Origin of the sequence: Agaribacterium haliotis (assembly GCF_002312815.1) — a bacterium.
GTDB classification, from domain to species: domain Bacteria; phylum Pseudomonadota; class Gammaproteobacteria; order Pseudomonadales; family Cellvibrionaceae; genus Agaribacterium; species Agaribacterium haliotis.
This window is the reverse complement of sequence record NZ_NKQJ01000008.1, coordinates 37,521-52,124: the sequence shown is the minus strand read 5'-3', so window position 1 is coordinate 52,124 and position 14,604 is coordinate 37,521. Positions and strand designations below refer to the sequence as shown.

Annotated in this window: 13 protein-coding genes; 1 reads left to right on the top strand and 12 read right to left on the bottom strand. The window is 47.8% G+C overall.

Translation table 11 applies throughout. From position 1 onward, the window contains the following. Window positions 1-50 precede the first annotated feature (50 nt). Window positions 51-482 (top strand): entry exclusion protein EexS, encoded by a 432-nt coding sequence (gene eexS, locus CFK45_RS10520; RefSeq protein WP_096086552.1) that lies wholly within the window; start codon window positions 51-53, stop codon window positions 480-482. Between the two features lie 32 nt (window positions 483-514). On the opposite strand, the gene CFK45_RS10515 is transcribed toward eexS, so the two are convergent. The 12 genes from CFK45_RS10515 to CFK45_RS10460 form a co-directional block, all read right to left on the bottom strand. After that, entirely contained in the window at window positions 515-4,084 is a 3,570-nt protein-coding gene (locus CFK45_RS10515; protein WP_096086405.1) for a conjugal transfer protein TraG N-terminal domain-containing protein, read from the bottom strand. A gap of 3 nt (window positions 4,085-4,087) precedes the next feature. After that, window positions 4,088-5,476, bottom strand: coding sequence for a conjugal transfer protein TraH (locus CFK45_RS10510; RefSeq protein WP_011788529.1), 1,389 nt, complete (start codon window positions 5,474-5,476; stop codon window positions 4,088-4,090). 2 nt (window positions 5,477-5,478) lie between these two features. Beyond that, on the bottom strand, window positions 5,479-6,423 hold the full coding sequence (locus tag CFK45_RS10505) for a thioredoxin family protein (RefSeq protein WP_096086404.1): 945 nt from the start codon (window positions 6,421-6,423) through the stop codon (window positions 5,479-5,481). 92 nt (window positions 6,424-6,515) lie between these two features. Continuing rightward, window positions 6,516-7,220 carry a hypothetical protein gene (locus tag CFK45_RS10500; protein WP_096086403.1) on the bottom strand — a complete coding sequence of 235 codons (705 nt, stop codon included), beginning with the start codon at window positions 7,218-7,220 and terminating at the stop codon, window positions 6,516-6,518. 89 nt (window positions 7,221-7,309) lie between these two features. After that, on the bottom strand, window positions 7,310-8,383 hold the full coding sequence (locus CFK45_RS10495) for a DUF7146 domain-containing protein (RefSeq protein ID WP_096086402.1): 1,074 nt from the start codon (window positions 8,381-8,383) through the stop codon (window positions 7,310-7,312). Between the two features lie 90 nt (window positions 8,384-8,473). Beyond that, a complete protein-coding gene (locus CFK45_RS10490) occupies window positions 8,474-8,815 on the bottom strand; it encodes a plasmid-related protein (RefSeq protein WP_096086401.1) in 342 nt (113 codons plus the stop codon). Continuing rightward, window positions 8,815-9,312, bottom strand: coding sequence for a RadC family protein (radC, locus tag CFK45_RS10485; RefSeq protein ID WP_096086400.1), 498 nt, complete (start codon window positions 9,310-9,312; stop codon window positions 8,815-8,817). The genes CFK45_RS10490 and radC overlap by 1 nt, the downstream gene beginning before the upstream one ends. Before the next feature lie 84 nt (window positions 9,313-9,396). Further along, a complete protein-coding gene (locus tag CFK45_RS10480) occupies window positions 9,397-11,052 on the bottom strand; it encodes a VWA domain-containing protein (protein WP_095498554.1) in 1,656 nt (551 codons plus the stop codon). A gap of 69 nt (window positions 11,053-11,121) precedes the next feature. Continuing rightward, entirely contained in the window at window positions 11,122-11,562 is a 441-nt protein-coding gene (locus CFK45_RS10475; RefSeq protein ID WP_095498555.1) for a hypothetical protein, read from the bottom strand. Between the two features lie 61 nt (window positions 11,563-11,623). Beyond that, window positions 11,624-12,577, bottom strand: a complete 954-nt coding sequence (locus CFK45_RS10470) for a DUF3150 domain-containing protein (RefSeq protein WP_095498556.1) — start codon at window positions 12,575-12,577, stop codon at window positions 11,624-11,626. A 98-nt stretch (window positions 12,578-12,675) separates the two neighbouring features. Continuing rightward, on the bottom strand, window positions 12,676-13,443 hold the full coding sequence (locus CFK45_RS10465) for a hypothetical protein (protein WP_096086399.1): 768 nt from the start codon (window positions 13,441-13,443) through the stop codon (window positions 12,676-12,678). Next, complete coding sequence (locus CFK45_RS10460) at window positions 13,443-14,402, bottom strand: AAA family ATPase (RefSeq protein WP_001959209.1); 960 nt, start codon at window positions 14,400-14,402, stop codon at window positions 13,443-13,445. Before CFK45_RS10460 ends, CFK45_RS10465 begins: the two co-directional genes overlap by 1 nt. Between the last annotated feature and the right edge of the window lie 202 nt (window positions 14,403-14,604).

The window sequence follows — 14,604 nt, the reverse complement described above, 5'->3', positions numbered from 1 at the left end:
ATGCATGATTTGATTGTGCACCGCCCGTGCACTTTGAGAGTACTAAGAAGATGACAAACTTACTTAAATCTTTAACAGCACGCTGCTGGTTTATATCACTGGGGCTTTTTCTGGCGACTTTGGCTACGGCTCATTTCTTTCCATCAGAAATATTAACGGCATCTGCCAAGTTAGCGGCTTTGCCATTTCTGTTCTGCACCGTCGTTTTTTTCAGCTACTTGGGATTCAAAGCGACCTGTAATCCCATCGGACTTATAGCCATAATCACTATGCTTGTAGCAATCGCATATTGGCAAGCGAGTTGGACAATTGTTGGTTTGGGACTCTTTTTCTTAGCTATTTGTACTGGAATTAGATTCTTGAGTAGCCAAGTTAAAGATTCGGGTAGAACTTTGAGCATTGAAGAAAAATGGTATTGGTATAAGCTCCATTCGTTTTTTGATGGCTTTTATCCAAGGTATCCCAAAAAGCCAAAAAAATAGCCAGCCAACCACAAGCTGGCTACCTTCTATTTTCAGTTCCTTCCTGATGCCTGGTTATAGGCCCTAATATCGATCAAGTTGTTCTGAGCATAATCTCCCGCAAGCGATGCATTTGAGATCACCGCTATCTGCTTATCCACAAATGCTTTATCTTCTTCGGACACACTGTCAGGAATGTAAGCGCCACTCTCATCCTTTTGACGATACTCATTTAGCATTTGCTCCCTTAGACCTAGCATTTCAGGCGACCAACTCGATGAGTCTTCAGAGTTGAATACGCGCCCCGCCAAACCTTCATTGAAAGCTTGAGCAAACACTTGACTTTGAATCGGGGTCAATCCCATTCTCTGCCCTTCGCTGTATGCTTCCTGTTTAAAATCATCGGCGTACTGTTCTAAGAACTCACCGTATCGATTGTTAACTGCCGCACCGAATGCCCCAGCCAACATGGCTTCAGACTTAGTGCCCCAGTTAACTTCGGAGGCATACTGCGAACTCGATCCACTGTATGCATCATTAAACGCCGTCAAAGGATTTTCCAAAGAGGTTCCGGCATCAACGGCTGCTTTTAACCCATCCCATGTTGATTTGCTGGCCACCGTTGCATTGTGCAAGAAACCTCGTGAGCCAGGTTCTGCAAGGGCTTGCTCCTTGTAACTCTCATAGTCTTCGCCAAAATGATTCAAGGTATGCAATGCTGCATCAGTATGCTTGCCACTGAAATCACCAATAGCACTGGCGCTGTTGAAGAACATTTCAGCACCAGAAACTCCGCTATCATCAGCCATAATGCGTGCTCGCCACTGAGACCCAGCTTCACTGTTTAGTCCAGATTGATAGGTACTTGTGTCAGAAACTACGGCCTGTTGGGCTTGTTGTTGATGCGCATTTAGTTGTCCATCAACACCAGACAAATTAGTTTGGTAAGCTGATTGAGCTGCGTTGAACTGAGTTTGAACAGTTGCAGCATCCTCGTAGCCGCCCAATACACCCGATTCCACTTGGCTTTGAGTGCCACCAAAAGTAGGTGCAGCTGATGACAAGCCTTCATTAGAGCGCGGTTGAATTGATCGTAAATCGGCTCCGGTAGCCATGGCCATAACAGTCATTGCTGCTTGATAATCATTGTCTCGTTCAGCGGGCGTCGATGAGTTGCTATAGGTTAAAGACTCCATAGCTGCGGCCACATACGCCTGATTATCATCAGGTAGCAAGCGCTGATACATTGGAAGGTTTTCACGTAATCGGTTACCTGCTTCAACATGCTGGTTCATATAGCGACCTAAATAATCCATGACTTCAGGATTATCCGCTGCTAATCGAGTTAACGTCGCACCATCCGTGTTCCTTTGTCCTGATAGACTGTAGCTGGCCTGATCAAGCTCACTAAAGCGGTTTGATGCCGTGATAACGTCTTGTGCTGAACTCTGAAGTGACTGATAGTCTTGATTAGACAACGACATCTCAACGCCAGAGCGTCTTGAATCTGAAAGGTCCTTAACCATCGCATCGCGAAACTCAGCACGTCGTGAATCACTCGATGCCAAGCTTTGCATCTCCCCAGTGAGCGTATTTGCGGTCGTAGACCGAGAACTGCCTTCTGACGACTCAACTTGGCCACTAAAGTTACCACCTAGATCCAACCCAGCTCGTACCCTTGATAGTTTTGGTACACGAGATGAATCTGGCTTATCAACTCCAGGCAAATTACCTTGTGGAGAATCATTGCCTCCCGTTCCAAGAAGCCTCCCAAGAAAACCCTTATCGGCAACTTCTTTCTCACCGGGATTAGTAATGGTTCCATCGCCACCAACCCTTAGTCCGCCAGATAACACGCCCGATACCAAGCCACGTACAGCGTCTTTTTTATCGTCTCCGAAACCATACCGTGTTTGCAGGTCATCAGTGACCTGATTAACAACGGCGCTAGATGCGGAATTAGAAGAACCAATCTGACGTCCAACCGAAGAAAGGTTGTCGTAACTTAGCTTTTCACCAAAAGTTCGGCTCATGGTATTGCCAACTTGACGGCTAAAGGCTTGAGTTGCCTGAGTCATGGATTCTTTTGCAGAGCCGACCATTGAACCCACCGCATTTCCGACAGAGAAACTGCTAAGTAGGTTTGACGCGCCGGTCATAGCAGAACCAGTGAGGGCTGAATTTTGGAACATTGACTGTGATTGCATCACCGGGGCATTTTTCGCGACATCTGGACTTGCCATCTTTTCATCAATTGCATCACCGTTTTGAAGACGTCCAGCCAAGTGGGTAGCGGTTATTGCTGAGCCATACACGAGCATGAGCGAAATCGCCGGAACACTCGACGCCAACATGCCGCCAGTAGCTATCCAGGTTTGCAGCACTGAATCCATCTGCATCATCCCAGCAAAAGATGGCACTTCTGTACCTGCAAAGGCATCAAGAGCCGACATTTTCCCTGCAACGGTTAAATGAATATACAGGTTAATGATGGCCATGACAGGCATCCAAAGTTGAATCCAAAGCAGGATTAACAAGTACTTCCCGGCCATTCGCATCCCGATTTGGCCAAGGGCAATCACAAAGGCCATCAATGGGGTGATGGCGTAAATGAAACCCTCAAAAAACGTCATCATCGGACGAACGATACTTTGGAACAGGGTCTGCTCCGCCGCCCATTGCGTATTGCGCTGCTCAATCGCTTGGTTAACCATCACGGCAGCGGTGAAAGCTTGATCATCCATATACTTGCCCGTCACGCTTTGCTCATAAATAGGCAAAAGCACCGACGAGGTCATGTACTCTTGGGTGTTAACCGAGGCCAAACCAAGATTATTCAGTGCATTTCGGATCACGTCATCAGTATCCGTTGCTGACGAAGTCCCCAATGAGGCTGACAGAACCTGTTTAAGCCTTGGAATGAAGGTTGATTCTGTCATGAGTTTCAGCTGGCTATAGGCATCGGTGCAGTCCAGATCGCTACTGCTACCACTGAGCATGATGCGCGTGCCATAAATGCGCGAATCAAACCTAATCGCAGTCATCGGGTTGGGGTCACTCAGCACCTGATCGAGGTTCTTTTGTCCAATGTCGATACCAATCAAGGTGCACTCTTTGATGTAGTTAAACCACGATTGCTCGATGTCCGAACCGGCGACACGATTTGCATCACCCAAACCAGAGCGATCCATCACCTGTTTTCTCACTTTAATCAGTGACTGTAAACTGGATGCAAAGCCGTATTCCGTCATGGCGGGAGTTGAGAACGCCGTTTCAAACAATCGCGTGATTTGAAAGCCAACAGTCGAAATCGTACTGCCTGCGGCAGCAGCACCGATGGGCACATTATCAACCACTCGAACTTGTCCCGTGTACGCATCCTCAATGCTCACTCGGGTACTGGGTCCAAACATGGTTGCAAAGACTAGCCATGAGACTAAAACGTGTTGAAAGTTAATCCCACGACCGCCTTGCATTAAGGCCTGGACAGAGACCATCAATACCCCAATGAGCAAGCCAATGCGAACCATTGAAGTAAAATCGCCTGTACCAGTGATCATCGCGACAGCGTTCAGGACCTGCTCTAAAAAAGCCGAATCCCCGATGGAATAGATTTCCCACATGACCTATTCCCCCAGCGCCGTAGATTTAACGGTGTAATAACGCTGTTTGCGAATGGTCTGAATCACTTGGTTAAAATGTGCCAGCAACTCTTGCTCTGAGCCGTATCTTCGCTGCAACGCGGCGTACTCCTCATTGATTTGGCGACGTGCACGTTCAAGGTCTTCCGTTAATAACTTCGCATAGGCATGATCTTCCACACCGGAGGTGCTTCTAGCTGCATTGAGCATGTCTTCAACCAATGCTCGGGCCATCTCAACAGCAATAAATGGTGCCGCTCTTGAAGCAAACGACCTAGCGGCCCCTTCATTTAATGCAGAAAGAGTTCGAATCATGCCCCCAATGCTGGCAGGAGCCGAGGTCATAAAAGCCTTTTCGGTGGTGCTAGCAGCCCCTGTATTTCGAGCAAACTTAAAAATAATGCCGTTACTAGAACCTGTACCAAGAAGTAAATTTTCTACCTGAGTTGATAACCCGGTAAGAGTCACGTTAGTGATTGTTGGGTTCAGACAACCGTCTTGCGTCACTGTGTCACATCGGTACATAGCGACGTTACCGCCATGAATTAGATGCTCAATAGTCACTTTATTGCCATTCAGCCTGGTCAGTTTTGGGGCTTTACCTTGGCCATCAGCGGCATTAGCAAGATCACCAACAATGATCGAACCAGTCACCGACATAACAGCTTCAAGAAAACGGTCATCCCCCGATGCAAACCAGCTTGATGCCGAGTGACGTTTCAATGCTCGCCAAACCAAATTACCTTTAATCGTTTTGTTCACATCAGATGCCGCGACACTCGAAGCGTTCTCATATGGGTTCTTACCATTGGATTCACTCCAACTGGTAAAAACGTCTCCAGCCCCTTTAAGTGAGCTCAACATGCTGGCTTCTGTTTGCCCCTTTTTACCAAAAGCAGCTAGGGTATCGTTCACGACTCCCTGAGCCATTTGACAGGAATTGCCGAAATACTCGTTCAACTGCTGGATTTTCTTTTGCAGTGTCTCCATGTGCTGAGAGCATTTCTCACACATAGCACTGAGCGCTAATTGGAATGCGTACCCCTTGGCGTTTGCAGCAACAGAACGAAGTAATTGAACAAACTGATCTGCATTAACAAATGACAAACTTCCCGCGAACATATCAATACCGCCACAACCGGCTTGGAATGACGGAGGCACCATAGAGACGAGGTTTTCGTTCATGATCCTGTTACGAACAACAACGCTTCCGCCAGATATCACACCACGCCGTTGACTCTCGAATACACCAGGCGCAGTGGTGTTGGTCATTGAACCAAACAACTGGTTCATCTCCTGTTGCAAGCTTGCTTGGCTCATAGATGAAAAACCAATCGCACAGGCGATTAGCGATACTCGGAATACTTTTTTCATCGTTATAACCCTCCTTGTGCACGCAGATAACGAACAAGGAACTCAGGGTCCTGTAATATCTTTTCGTTAAGCTCTTGGGCTGACATAGCGAGTGACACGCCGGGTTGAACAGGTCTGGTGGCATAGTAAATTTGATCGTCAATCCAACCGGCTTGATGGGCTGCGAGAATAATTCGATTATTGAGCTCATCAAGGCTCATTGCACCTTGGCCAATGGGAGTGATGACATTAGGTGGATCAACTAAGAACACGGCAGGGACAGTCGTAACGGACAATGATTGAGCTTGTCCTGAATCGACTTTGAAATTGGGAAACTCTCCACCCGGTAAAGGCAAGCCATCGACAGCAATAGCAAATACCTCGAAACCGTAGTTTAAAGCCATTGATTCGATGATAGGCGCTTGAGCGTGGCAGTAAGGGCAATCCGAACGATAGAAAAAGAACAAGCCTGCTCGCTTTGCTACTTCACCTAAAGCAACATCCCGTTGAGCGCCAGCTTCTCGGTCCATCCGATTAGCAGCGTAGGTCGCCAAGGGTCTGCGACTGATTTCATCCAAAACAGGATCGCCCATGACCACCTGCTGACTAACATCAGCAAATAGTGAGCCCTTATCCATCATGACGCGCTGAAGATAAAGATAGGCTCTGACATTCTCACTCGTTGGCTCATCAATTGCCTTGTCCATAAACGATTGCATATGCTCTCGGAACCATGCGGCACTGAAGGGCTTTAGTTCGCTCTGACTGGACTCCACGACACCAGCTTCCGGCTCTATCAGCTCATCAGGCTGCTCAGGTTCAGGAATGACCTGATACCAAAACCAGCCTTCCTGACCACGCTGATAGAATGGGCCATCACTGGCATGGGCGGGCAAGATGAATAGAAAGAAAATCATGATTGGGATGGTCACCCATAGGATGAACCAAGGTAACAAGGGGGTTCTCATTGTCAGCTCCAGAAAATTTCATAGAGCTACATGGTAAAGATCCCCATAAGAGCGATTGGCCAGATAGATGAAGGAATCGTGTGTGTTTCTGACTATCTATTAAACACTGTTACTAACGTAAGAACGTTAGCTGATGGCACCATCACAAAGTGCATACCAGAGCTCCCATGACACCAAAACTCTGCCTGTACGAAATATTTTTTTGCTTTCTTTGAAGCTATACATTCTGGCAATAAAGATTTTGCCAATTCTGTGCTACACAATTTAGCGCACAAAGCCTTCCAAGGATGCTTAGGAGCACCGTCTGAAAGCCGTTCCACAAACCGTTCCAGTGCATGACGAGTCACCACGACAGGTCCAATGTTCGGAACGTTGATGACCTCATCGATTTCTCTCACTGTAGCATTATCGACGCTGTATTCTTCGAAGGAATGTGAGAGCCAATCGTCCCGCTTCTCTACCGAGATCTGTGCTTCCTGGTATCGAGTGAGCAAAAACCTAGTCAGGCTGTAAAGTGAATGCTGAGTTGAGCGTTGTTTCTGTAACTTTTTGATAGCTCCTTTACTGACTCGGATTTGAAGCCCATTACCGCTTCGGTTACTCCCCATCACCTCTTTCACTGACAGTAGGTGATGAATAGCATAAAGCTCAGCTGCAATTGGCTTTTGCTGCTCAGGTAGCTTGTCGTATTGCTCACCTAAATCGACCTTTAACTCACCACCTCTTCGAAGTCCGGTCTTCCAGTAAACCGTAAACTCACCATCAATCTGCTTTGTTAACAGGGTTAATACCATCATGTTTGTTTCTCCTATTTGTTATCTATTTTTCATTCTCCATGTTTTTTCAAATATGCAAGGCGCAAAAAAAGGGGCCGAAGCCCCTTGGATCAGACATGAACTTTCGGAAAGCCCATGGCACCGTAAACATTCAGCACATCATTCCAATCCCAACTTTTCACGCCGAGTGACGTTGGTATCGGAGGGATCAAGACTTGTGTCAGAATGCCTTTTTGCCAGGCTTTTTTCTTGAGTTCATTCGCTGCATTCAGGCCGGTCTCAGAGAGATCGTGGTCTGCCCAGATGTACAGCATTTTCACATTACTTGGTGGTTCAAACCTAGCCAGTAGCGTTGCATTTACAACCGACCAACATGTTTGCCCCGTTGCTCTGGTTACCGCTAGGGCCGTTTCTATACCTTCAGAAACACCTAGTACTTCACCAGGCTCACCTATAGGAATGGCACCACCTGTGATTGTTCTGTCACTTGGTATCGGCATCATCTTTTTAGGCTTTTCAACCGGCGCTTTGAATCCATCTTCACTTAGGTAGATCCGATGAAACGTGGCCGAACGCCCTTGCTGAGTAACGATTTTACCTAGCAGCGCTGGGTAGCTATCGATAAACAGACCATCTTCATCATGGTAAGGCAAGCTTGGATGAAACCTCAGCACCGAATCCCATTCAGGACGAAGCCGCGTCACAATGCCACGACGATGCAAGTAGTTCCAAACTGGTTGCGCACGAGTATCTGCAAGAGAAAACGTTTCTCCCCAGGTTTGATTCAAGCGATGGATAATCGCTTTGTCCTCGTCCTGCTTTCTAGCCTTCCAATCAACAGCGTTACGCGTTATTGCCCGAGAAGGTGCTTGTATTTGTCCGGGTTGAATACCAAGAACCTGGCCGATTGCTTCAATAGACTGAGCAAAGTTCCACCCATTAATCCAAGATAACAGTTCAAAGCCATCATGAAAGATACCGCAGGTATTACAAACGCCACCACCGGTATATTCAGCATCTTTGAACAGCCTAAAGCCATCACGACCGCCGTGAACAGGACAAGCCACATGACGGCCTTTTCGAGCAATAGCGGCATCAAGTTCTGGCACCAACGCCGCCAGTATTTGAAGCCATTGGCCATTAAGATATGGCCTCACTGTTTCAATCTGTAAAGGTAACGCCATATAACCTCCTTAAGTAAAATGCCGACTCCTACCACAGGTGGTAAAAGTCAGCTTAGGTCCTGCATTAGCCGTTCGGTTAATACAGGAGCGTTAGTCAAGCTGGATACCATGTCGTCTTAATAGCCACATGATGGACTCACGAAGCACATCAGGATCGACAACAGCAGCCATCGCGCAAACACGAAAGCAAAATGGCGCTATTTCGTCATTTTGAATCCACGACAACACATCCTTGCGCAACCGAGTGCTGACACGACCGTCCAGCAACACACGGATCGCATCCAAAAGAATGCCTTCGCGTAACTGCCAGATTTCCGTGTCAGACCAAGTGACTGGGGCATCATCAAACTCAAATAGAAATTCGAGCTGTGATGACGTGTGTTGATGGGACTGCTTTTGTGATGAAGGAGAATGGGCAATGCGCCCATTCATTAAAGATAACAGCGTTCGGCAAGCGAAACGCAGCCCTCGGATGCGACCACGACATGGTCAAGCGTTCGAATATCAACAAGTGACAAGGCGTCACGGAGTCGATGAGTGATGCGTTTATCAGCTTCACTGGGTTCAGGATCACCCGATGGATGGTTATGAACCAGTATCACTGCTGCCGCATTAAGTTCTAGCGCTCGTTTTGTTACTTCCCTTGGATACACGCTCGCCGCATCTAAAGTGCCATTGAACAGCTCTTCAAATCGAATGACGCGATGTTTTGTATCAAGAAACAGTACTCCAAAGACTTCGTGCTCATACTCGTGCATCAGTGTTTGCAGGTATGAAAACGCCGATGATGGCTGTTCAATTTTTCGACCTTTACTTAATCGACCACGGGCAAGCTTGAGCGCCATATCTAAGATATCCGCTTCAGTCACTTGCTCAGGAACGATATAAGTACCGGTTTCTTCGCCAGCAAAGAACTTTTTGTTTTTCATAGGAGTCTCCAAAAAAAAAGCGGAGACGAACCCATGCCCTGACGGGGACGGAATCGTCCCCGCAGGGTGGTAAAGTTGATGTGGTTACTGAATTAACAGTTGTTGTGTTACTTCGAATAACTCACGCTTCAGATCTTTGACATCGTTAATCACAATGCTTTGAGGAAAGAATTTCTCAACACTGCGTGTTTGAATCCCTATTCCCAGAAGCTCAAAGCCACTTCGTCTGCACCGGTCAACAATGTCATGCGTGGCAGCCCAATCATCTGGGTCACCATCCGTTAGCACTATCATTAGCTTTCGCTTCTGTTTTTGCGCTAACAAACTGTTTGCCGCAAACCACATTGCTTGTGCCATAGGCGTACAACCTCGTGGTTTTTGGTCAAAACAGGCGGCCCGATGTCGAACCGATTGCTTGGGCAATAACGCGATAGAAACTTCCTGATGAATACCAGGAAAATAACTGACCGCAGGTACAACACCCGGTATGCCTTCCAGTGCCATGGCCAAAGCCAAAGCGGCTTCATTGGCAACATGAAAGTACTTTCGATTACCTTCGCCAATGGGTTTACCCATTGAACCCGATATATCGACCAGCAAGTGCACAGCAGCATTAGGCGCAATGCGAGGTTGCCTTTGAATAAACAATCTCGACTCACCTGCTTGTGAAGCGGCAAGACGATGGGTTGCAACTCGAAGACCGTGTCTTTTGGCATGATTCCGATTGTCCTGACTGGACTGAACCATGCCCCTAAGTCGGGCTCGAATTTGAGCGGACTCAGACGCCGATAAGGTCAAGATGGCCTCATCACCCAACATAGCTTGCTCTGCTTGGGGCAAACTGAGTGGAGTGACACCCTGATGTCCTTCAGCTTGTTCCGACAACACTTCTGCCACTTTGGCAAAGGTATCGGGTTCAAACTGAGCGGCACTGGCCTCTAAGGCTTGTCGCAAATTGTCAGCTTGATCAGAGTTATCTGAATCCCCCGTTTCAGCAGCATCCCCCATTGCAGACGAACCAGTTTCCGGGGTTTGACTGTCACTACTGTTATTGCTGTCATTACTCGCATCTTGTCCCATGTCATTACCGTTATCAGCATCCAACTCATCCTGTGGTGGACGAGATTCGTCTTCCAACATGGCAACGATGGCATCGACAAGTTTCAGCACTTCACCTGTAGAGCCTAAGCTAGGCACTGCTGTCAGCATGGCGCTTAACCGGCTCATCGCTGCGGCAGGAAAGAGTTGTCTCACTCTTTCATCAACTGCTTGATACAAAGGCGTCAGTGCTTTCTGACCGAGAAAATGGCATCTCAAGCGGAACAACAACCAGGCTTGCAAGTTAGATGCAGGCTCAAGCTGTTCCGGTACACACATTTGCTGAGTGTCTACCATGTACTCAATCACTTGCGAAATACTGCGCCGGGTTCCGGGGTAATCCTTTGCCAATTCGTTTTCAATGCGAACGTCCTCAATGATATTGAGAAGTGCCTTACGGATCTGTTTGGACGACGCCTTCTGCACCATGTCAAAATTGGTATGCCGAATATGCGCCGCTTCATGAGCCAGATAACCCCAAGCTATCTGTTGATAGTGTGGGTCGTCTGGGTTTGCTGTTGGGATCACAATCCGCTCACCATCGGTAAACGCATCTTGTCCTTGAATAAGCACCTTCACACCAAACTTTTCGCCATAAGCGGCGGCAACGATTGGCAGTGCATTTTTTAATGGATGATTCATGGGAGTCTCCTAATCATTAGGGGGAATACTCCCTCAGCGGGAGCGTTTCCCCGCTGGGAATGTGGATGTTTAAACCTGTGCTTTTAGCTTATCCAGGTCGTATTTTTGACCTAACCAAGCCACCAATTGAGCTGGACTCTCGTGCTGTTCAAATGACGTTTTAAGCTTGTCTAAACTCAGGATGTCATCCAATGCCAGACCGTACTGGTCTTGTAACTGAGTAGACACCTCGTGTTGATATTGCCGCCAGGCCCGCTCGTGAGCGGTTTGCTGCAATGCCATGTTTGGAACAAATACCATGGCCGTTACCCAAGCTCCTTGTGCGTCCGCATCTGCGAGCAACACAGGGTTCTTTGGGATCACGACACTATGTGTTGAGTACGACCGTTGTACTAACGCTCGACAACACGCCACTTCCGGTATCGATTCGCTTTCAACAGCATCAGTCACACCACGAAAATGTGGTTCAAACTGGTTCAGTTGGCTGGGGTTATGGATAGTTGATTGCATAATTTCCTCTTACATAGTTCAGAGGACATGCGCCCTTCAGGGCAACATGCCCTCAAGGACGTTAGAAATAAAATGAGTTTGGTACAGTCGAACCAAGGTTTGGTCTGACGGTTGGTTGAGGTATTGCACGCAAGTTATCTGCCTGAGCAGATACCGGCTGTGCGGGCTTAGGTTCAGGTTTGGGTATCAGTTGTCTGATATCCAATTGACCTTCACCGTGCATTCTCATCTTGTCTGGATCAGACAAAATTAAAATGGTCGCCATCAGTTCGTGATAGAGATTGTCTGTCACAGGGCCGGTCTTCGGCAGACGAACAAATAAATTGTCCATCGCTTCAACCATTGGCTGAACTCGATGATCCAGGAAGGACAAACCATCCAACTTGTCTCTTAATCGCTTGAGAGGATTAAGGGCTCGCTGGCTGATTTGATTCTTGCCTGCAACGGAACGCTCAAACAGCTCATTGGCATCACGAGCCACCTCCCTAAAGAGGGTGTGTCCCATACCATTGATCTTGTCATCTAAGCCACCAGCTTGTTCAGCAGGTTGCATTCGATAGATGGCATAATCGAACTGAAGCCGTTGTTCCACGTCTTCGATGGGTGATAATGCACGCCGGATTGCATCTGCAAATTCCGGGTGTTTTGCAACCCAGTCAAACGTCACCTGATCATAGTTGTCCAAGAACAACTGCTTGCACTGCGCAAACTCCTGACCGATCCGGTCAAGCTCTGGAACAATCTGATCAATTCGGTCCTCAGGGACGGCATAGCCACCTAAAAACCGCACACCGACTTGCTCACACAAGCGCTGCGCTTCTTTCTTAAGCCTTTCAAAGTTCGCCAATGCCTCAGGGTCGCAAATTTTTTTACTCCCTAAGCTGGCAACATCCTTCGGTGGAAGTTGGCTGCCATTGGCTAGTCTGAAATCTTCAGGCCTTAGTTTTTTTCTACCGCTCCAGATGGAACAGTCGATGTGACAAATCAAAAGTTTGTCGAGGGTTTGAATACTCATAGTGCATCCTCATGCGAGATGGGGACGCACCACTCCCAACAGGAGCAATGGCCCCCGTTTGGGTGGTAGTAATTGACGCGCTAATGGCAACACCACTATCAGAAATAGTAATTTTGCGAATCAGGCGACGATTGGTTGAGATCGATTTTCGCAGGCATTAAGTCCAGTGCTTCAGCTATCGGGCGAACCCGCTCTAAATCACTGCCTAGCAACCGCAATACATCTTTTTCCAACTTCAGTTGGTCGGATACTTCTATCCCTTCAGGACTCGCTACTGTGAGCGAACACAGAGGTGGTAATTGACGCTTAAAAGCCAGCAACAGCAACAATGGCCATGGGCCATCATCAGTGTTAACAATGCCAGCGCCTTCACCTGACACAATGCTGATTTGATTGGTACTAGGTAATCCGCTTTTGCAAAACCCTAATGACCATTCTCCAATCCTGACCTGGTTATCATCAATAACAGCCAAGCCATAGGCTTCAAGCAGCTTTGCCATATCGAACAACGCTTTTTGAGCCAGCGAGATTTGGCCATTGACGTCCTTGCGAGTACGAAACTCCCAACTGACGTTATTGGCGCACGCGACACTATCTAGCGCATTTGAGAGTTCAAATGGCCGCCCTTGATGATCAATACCGACATGTCCAACAAATCGATAACCCTTGGTGATTTTCTCATTGATTCTTCGGTCTGCTTCAGCCTTAGGATCAGTCGAGTCAATCAATCGCTGCTGCGACAATTGACCTGCTTTTCCAAACCGAACTTCAATCTCCTGGGTATCTGATCCAACGTAAATGGCCCATTCTTTGGCTGTCCCATCAGAATGACTGTAACGGTAAAGAGCAAAGCACTTTTCCATCATCAATCCTCCCAGTGGTCACCGAAGACATCAGCGGCAATACGGTGAATGGCTTCACGTTGCTCCAACTCTGCACGAGCCGTCAAAGACCGAACCAGTGCATACTCCACTGCGTTAGGAGCGCCTTTAAAAGCAAGTGTTAACTTTGCCCAGCGCACCAAGGTCCGAGTGGACATGGTGATACTGAGTTCTGCACCGCCATCCGCGCCCCCAATAAAAAGACGACGAATGTCACCAGCCACTTTCACCATTTTTTGGCGAAAGACTTCTGGCAAGCCCGGCGCAACATTTTCCAGAATGGCTTCCTCTACAGAAGGCTCTGCATAGGTCGCTTCAATGATTCTAAAGCGATCAAGAAAAGCCAAATTCTGTTGGAGCACACCTTGATACAAGCCCGTTTGATCACCGCTGCCCGCACTGTTGCCGGTAGCGATAAAACGAAACTTGTTATGTGGCATGATGATCTCACCGCCATTTTGTGCGATGACCAATGGGGCACCTTCCAAAATGTCATTGAGCCCAGCCAGTTCAGCAGGCTCAGCAAGATCCATTTCATTAATGATCAGCAAATGGCCATGCTTTACAGCCAGTGCCAGCGGTCCATACACAAAGGTCATGTTGCCATTAACCAGCGTGTGGTGACCGATAAGATCGGACAACTCCAATCGACCGTGCGCAGTAATTTGCTGAACAGGCCAATTCAATCGAGAAGCAACTTGGCAAATTAGCGAGGTCTTACCGCATCCAGTGGGGCCAGTAATATACAAACCGTCACCGTCTGGGTTAGACAAGAACGCCAATACGTCACGTAAGTCTTCTTTTCTAAAAACGTACTCGTCCTTGCGAACGGGAATGTTTGGATGGGTAGTGTCGGCACCAAATCCTTCCAGAACGAAAGCATCAGGAGCCGGGACATTAAACGCTTGATTCACTTGAACCAAAAATGGGGATTGTTCAGTCATGGTAAACCTCATCTGTTTTGACGAGGCCCCATGCCCCAACAGGGAATGAAGTCCCCGTCAGGTGGTGTGTTGATTGTGGTATGGCTGTGTATATAAGAGTTCAGCTCGCTCTATCATTCGTACCCAGCATTGGCTACGAGTGAAACTGCTTTCTGATGCACTCGATGTAAGCGCATGAGAAAGGAGCCGAAATCGGCTCCAA

What these genes read in the sequence shown, in the direction of transcription:
- CFK45_RS10495 (WP_096086402.1), bottom strand. Translation starts at nt 8,383, where the DNA reads ATGGCGTTACCTTTACAGATTGAAACAGTGAGGCCATATCTTAATGGC.
- radC (WP_096086400.1), bottom strand. Translation starts at nt 9,312, where the DNA reads ATGAAAAACAAAAAGTTCTTTGCTGGCGAAGAAACCGGTACTTATATC.
- eexS (WP_096086552.1), top strand. Translation starts at nt 51, where the DNA reads ATGACAAACTTACTTAAATCTTTAACAGCACGCTGCTGGTTTATATCA.
- CFK45_RS10505 (WP_096086404.1), bottom strand. Translation starts at nt 6,423, where the DNA reads ATGAGAACCCCCTTGTTACCTTGGTTCATCCTATGGGTGACCATCCCA.
- CFK45_RS10460 (WP_001959209.1), bottom strand. Translation starts at nt 14,402, where the DNA reads ATGACTGAACAATCCCCATTTTTGGTTCAAGTGAATCAAGCGTTTAAT.
- CFK45_RS10470 (WP_095498556.1), bottom strand. Translation starts at nt 12,577, where the DNA reads ATGAGTATTCAAACCCTCGACAAACTTTTGATTTGTCACATCGACTGT.
- CFK45_RS10510 (WP_011788529.1), bottom strand. Translation starts at nt 5,476, where the DNA reads ATGAAAAAAGTATTCCGAGTATCGCTAATCGCCTGTGCGATTGGTTTT.
- CFK45_RS10490 (WP_096086401.1), bottom strand. Translation starts at nt 8,815, where the DNA reads ATGAATGGGCGCATTGCCCATTCTCCTTCATCACAAAAGCAGTCCCAT.
- CFK45_RS10475 (WP_095498555.1), bottom strand. Translation starts at nt 11,562, where the DNA reads ATGCAATCAACTATCCATAACCCCAGCCAACTGAACCAGTTTGAACCA.
- CFK45_RS10500 (WP_096086403.1), bottom strand. Translation starts at nt 7,220, where the DNA reads ATGATGGTATTAACCCTGTTAACAAAGCAGATTGATGGTGAGTTTACG.
- CFK45_RS10515 (WP_096086405.1), bottom strand. Translation starts at nt 4,084, where the DNA reads ATGTGGGAAATCTATTCCATCGGGGATTCGGCTTTTTTAGAGCAGGTC.
- CFK45_RS10480 (WP_095498554.1), bottom strand. Translation starts at nt 11,052, where the DNA reads ATGAATCATCCATTAAAAAATGCACTGCCAATCGTTGCCGCCGCTTAT.
- CFK45_RS10465 (WP_096086399.1), bottom strand. Translation starts at nt 13,443, where the DNA reads ATGATGGAAAAGTGCTTTGCTCTTTACCGTTACAGTCATTCTGATGGG.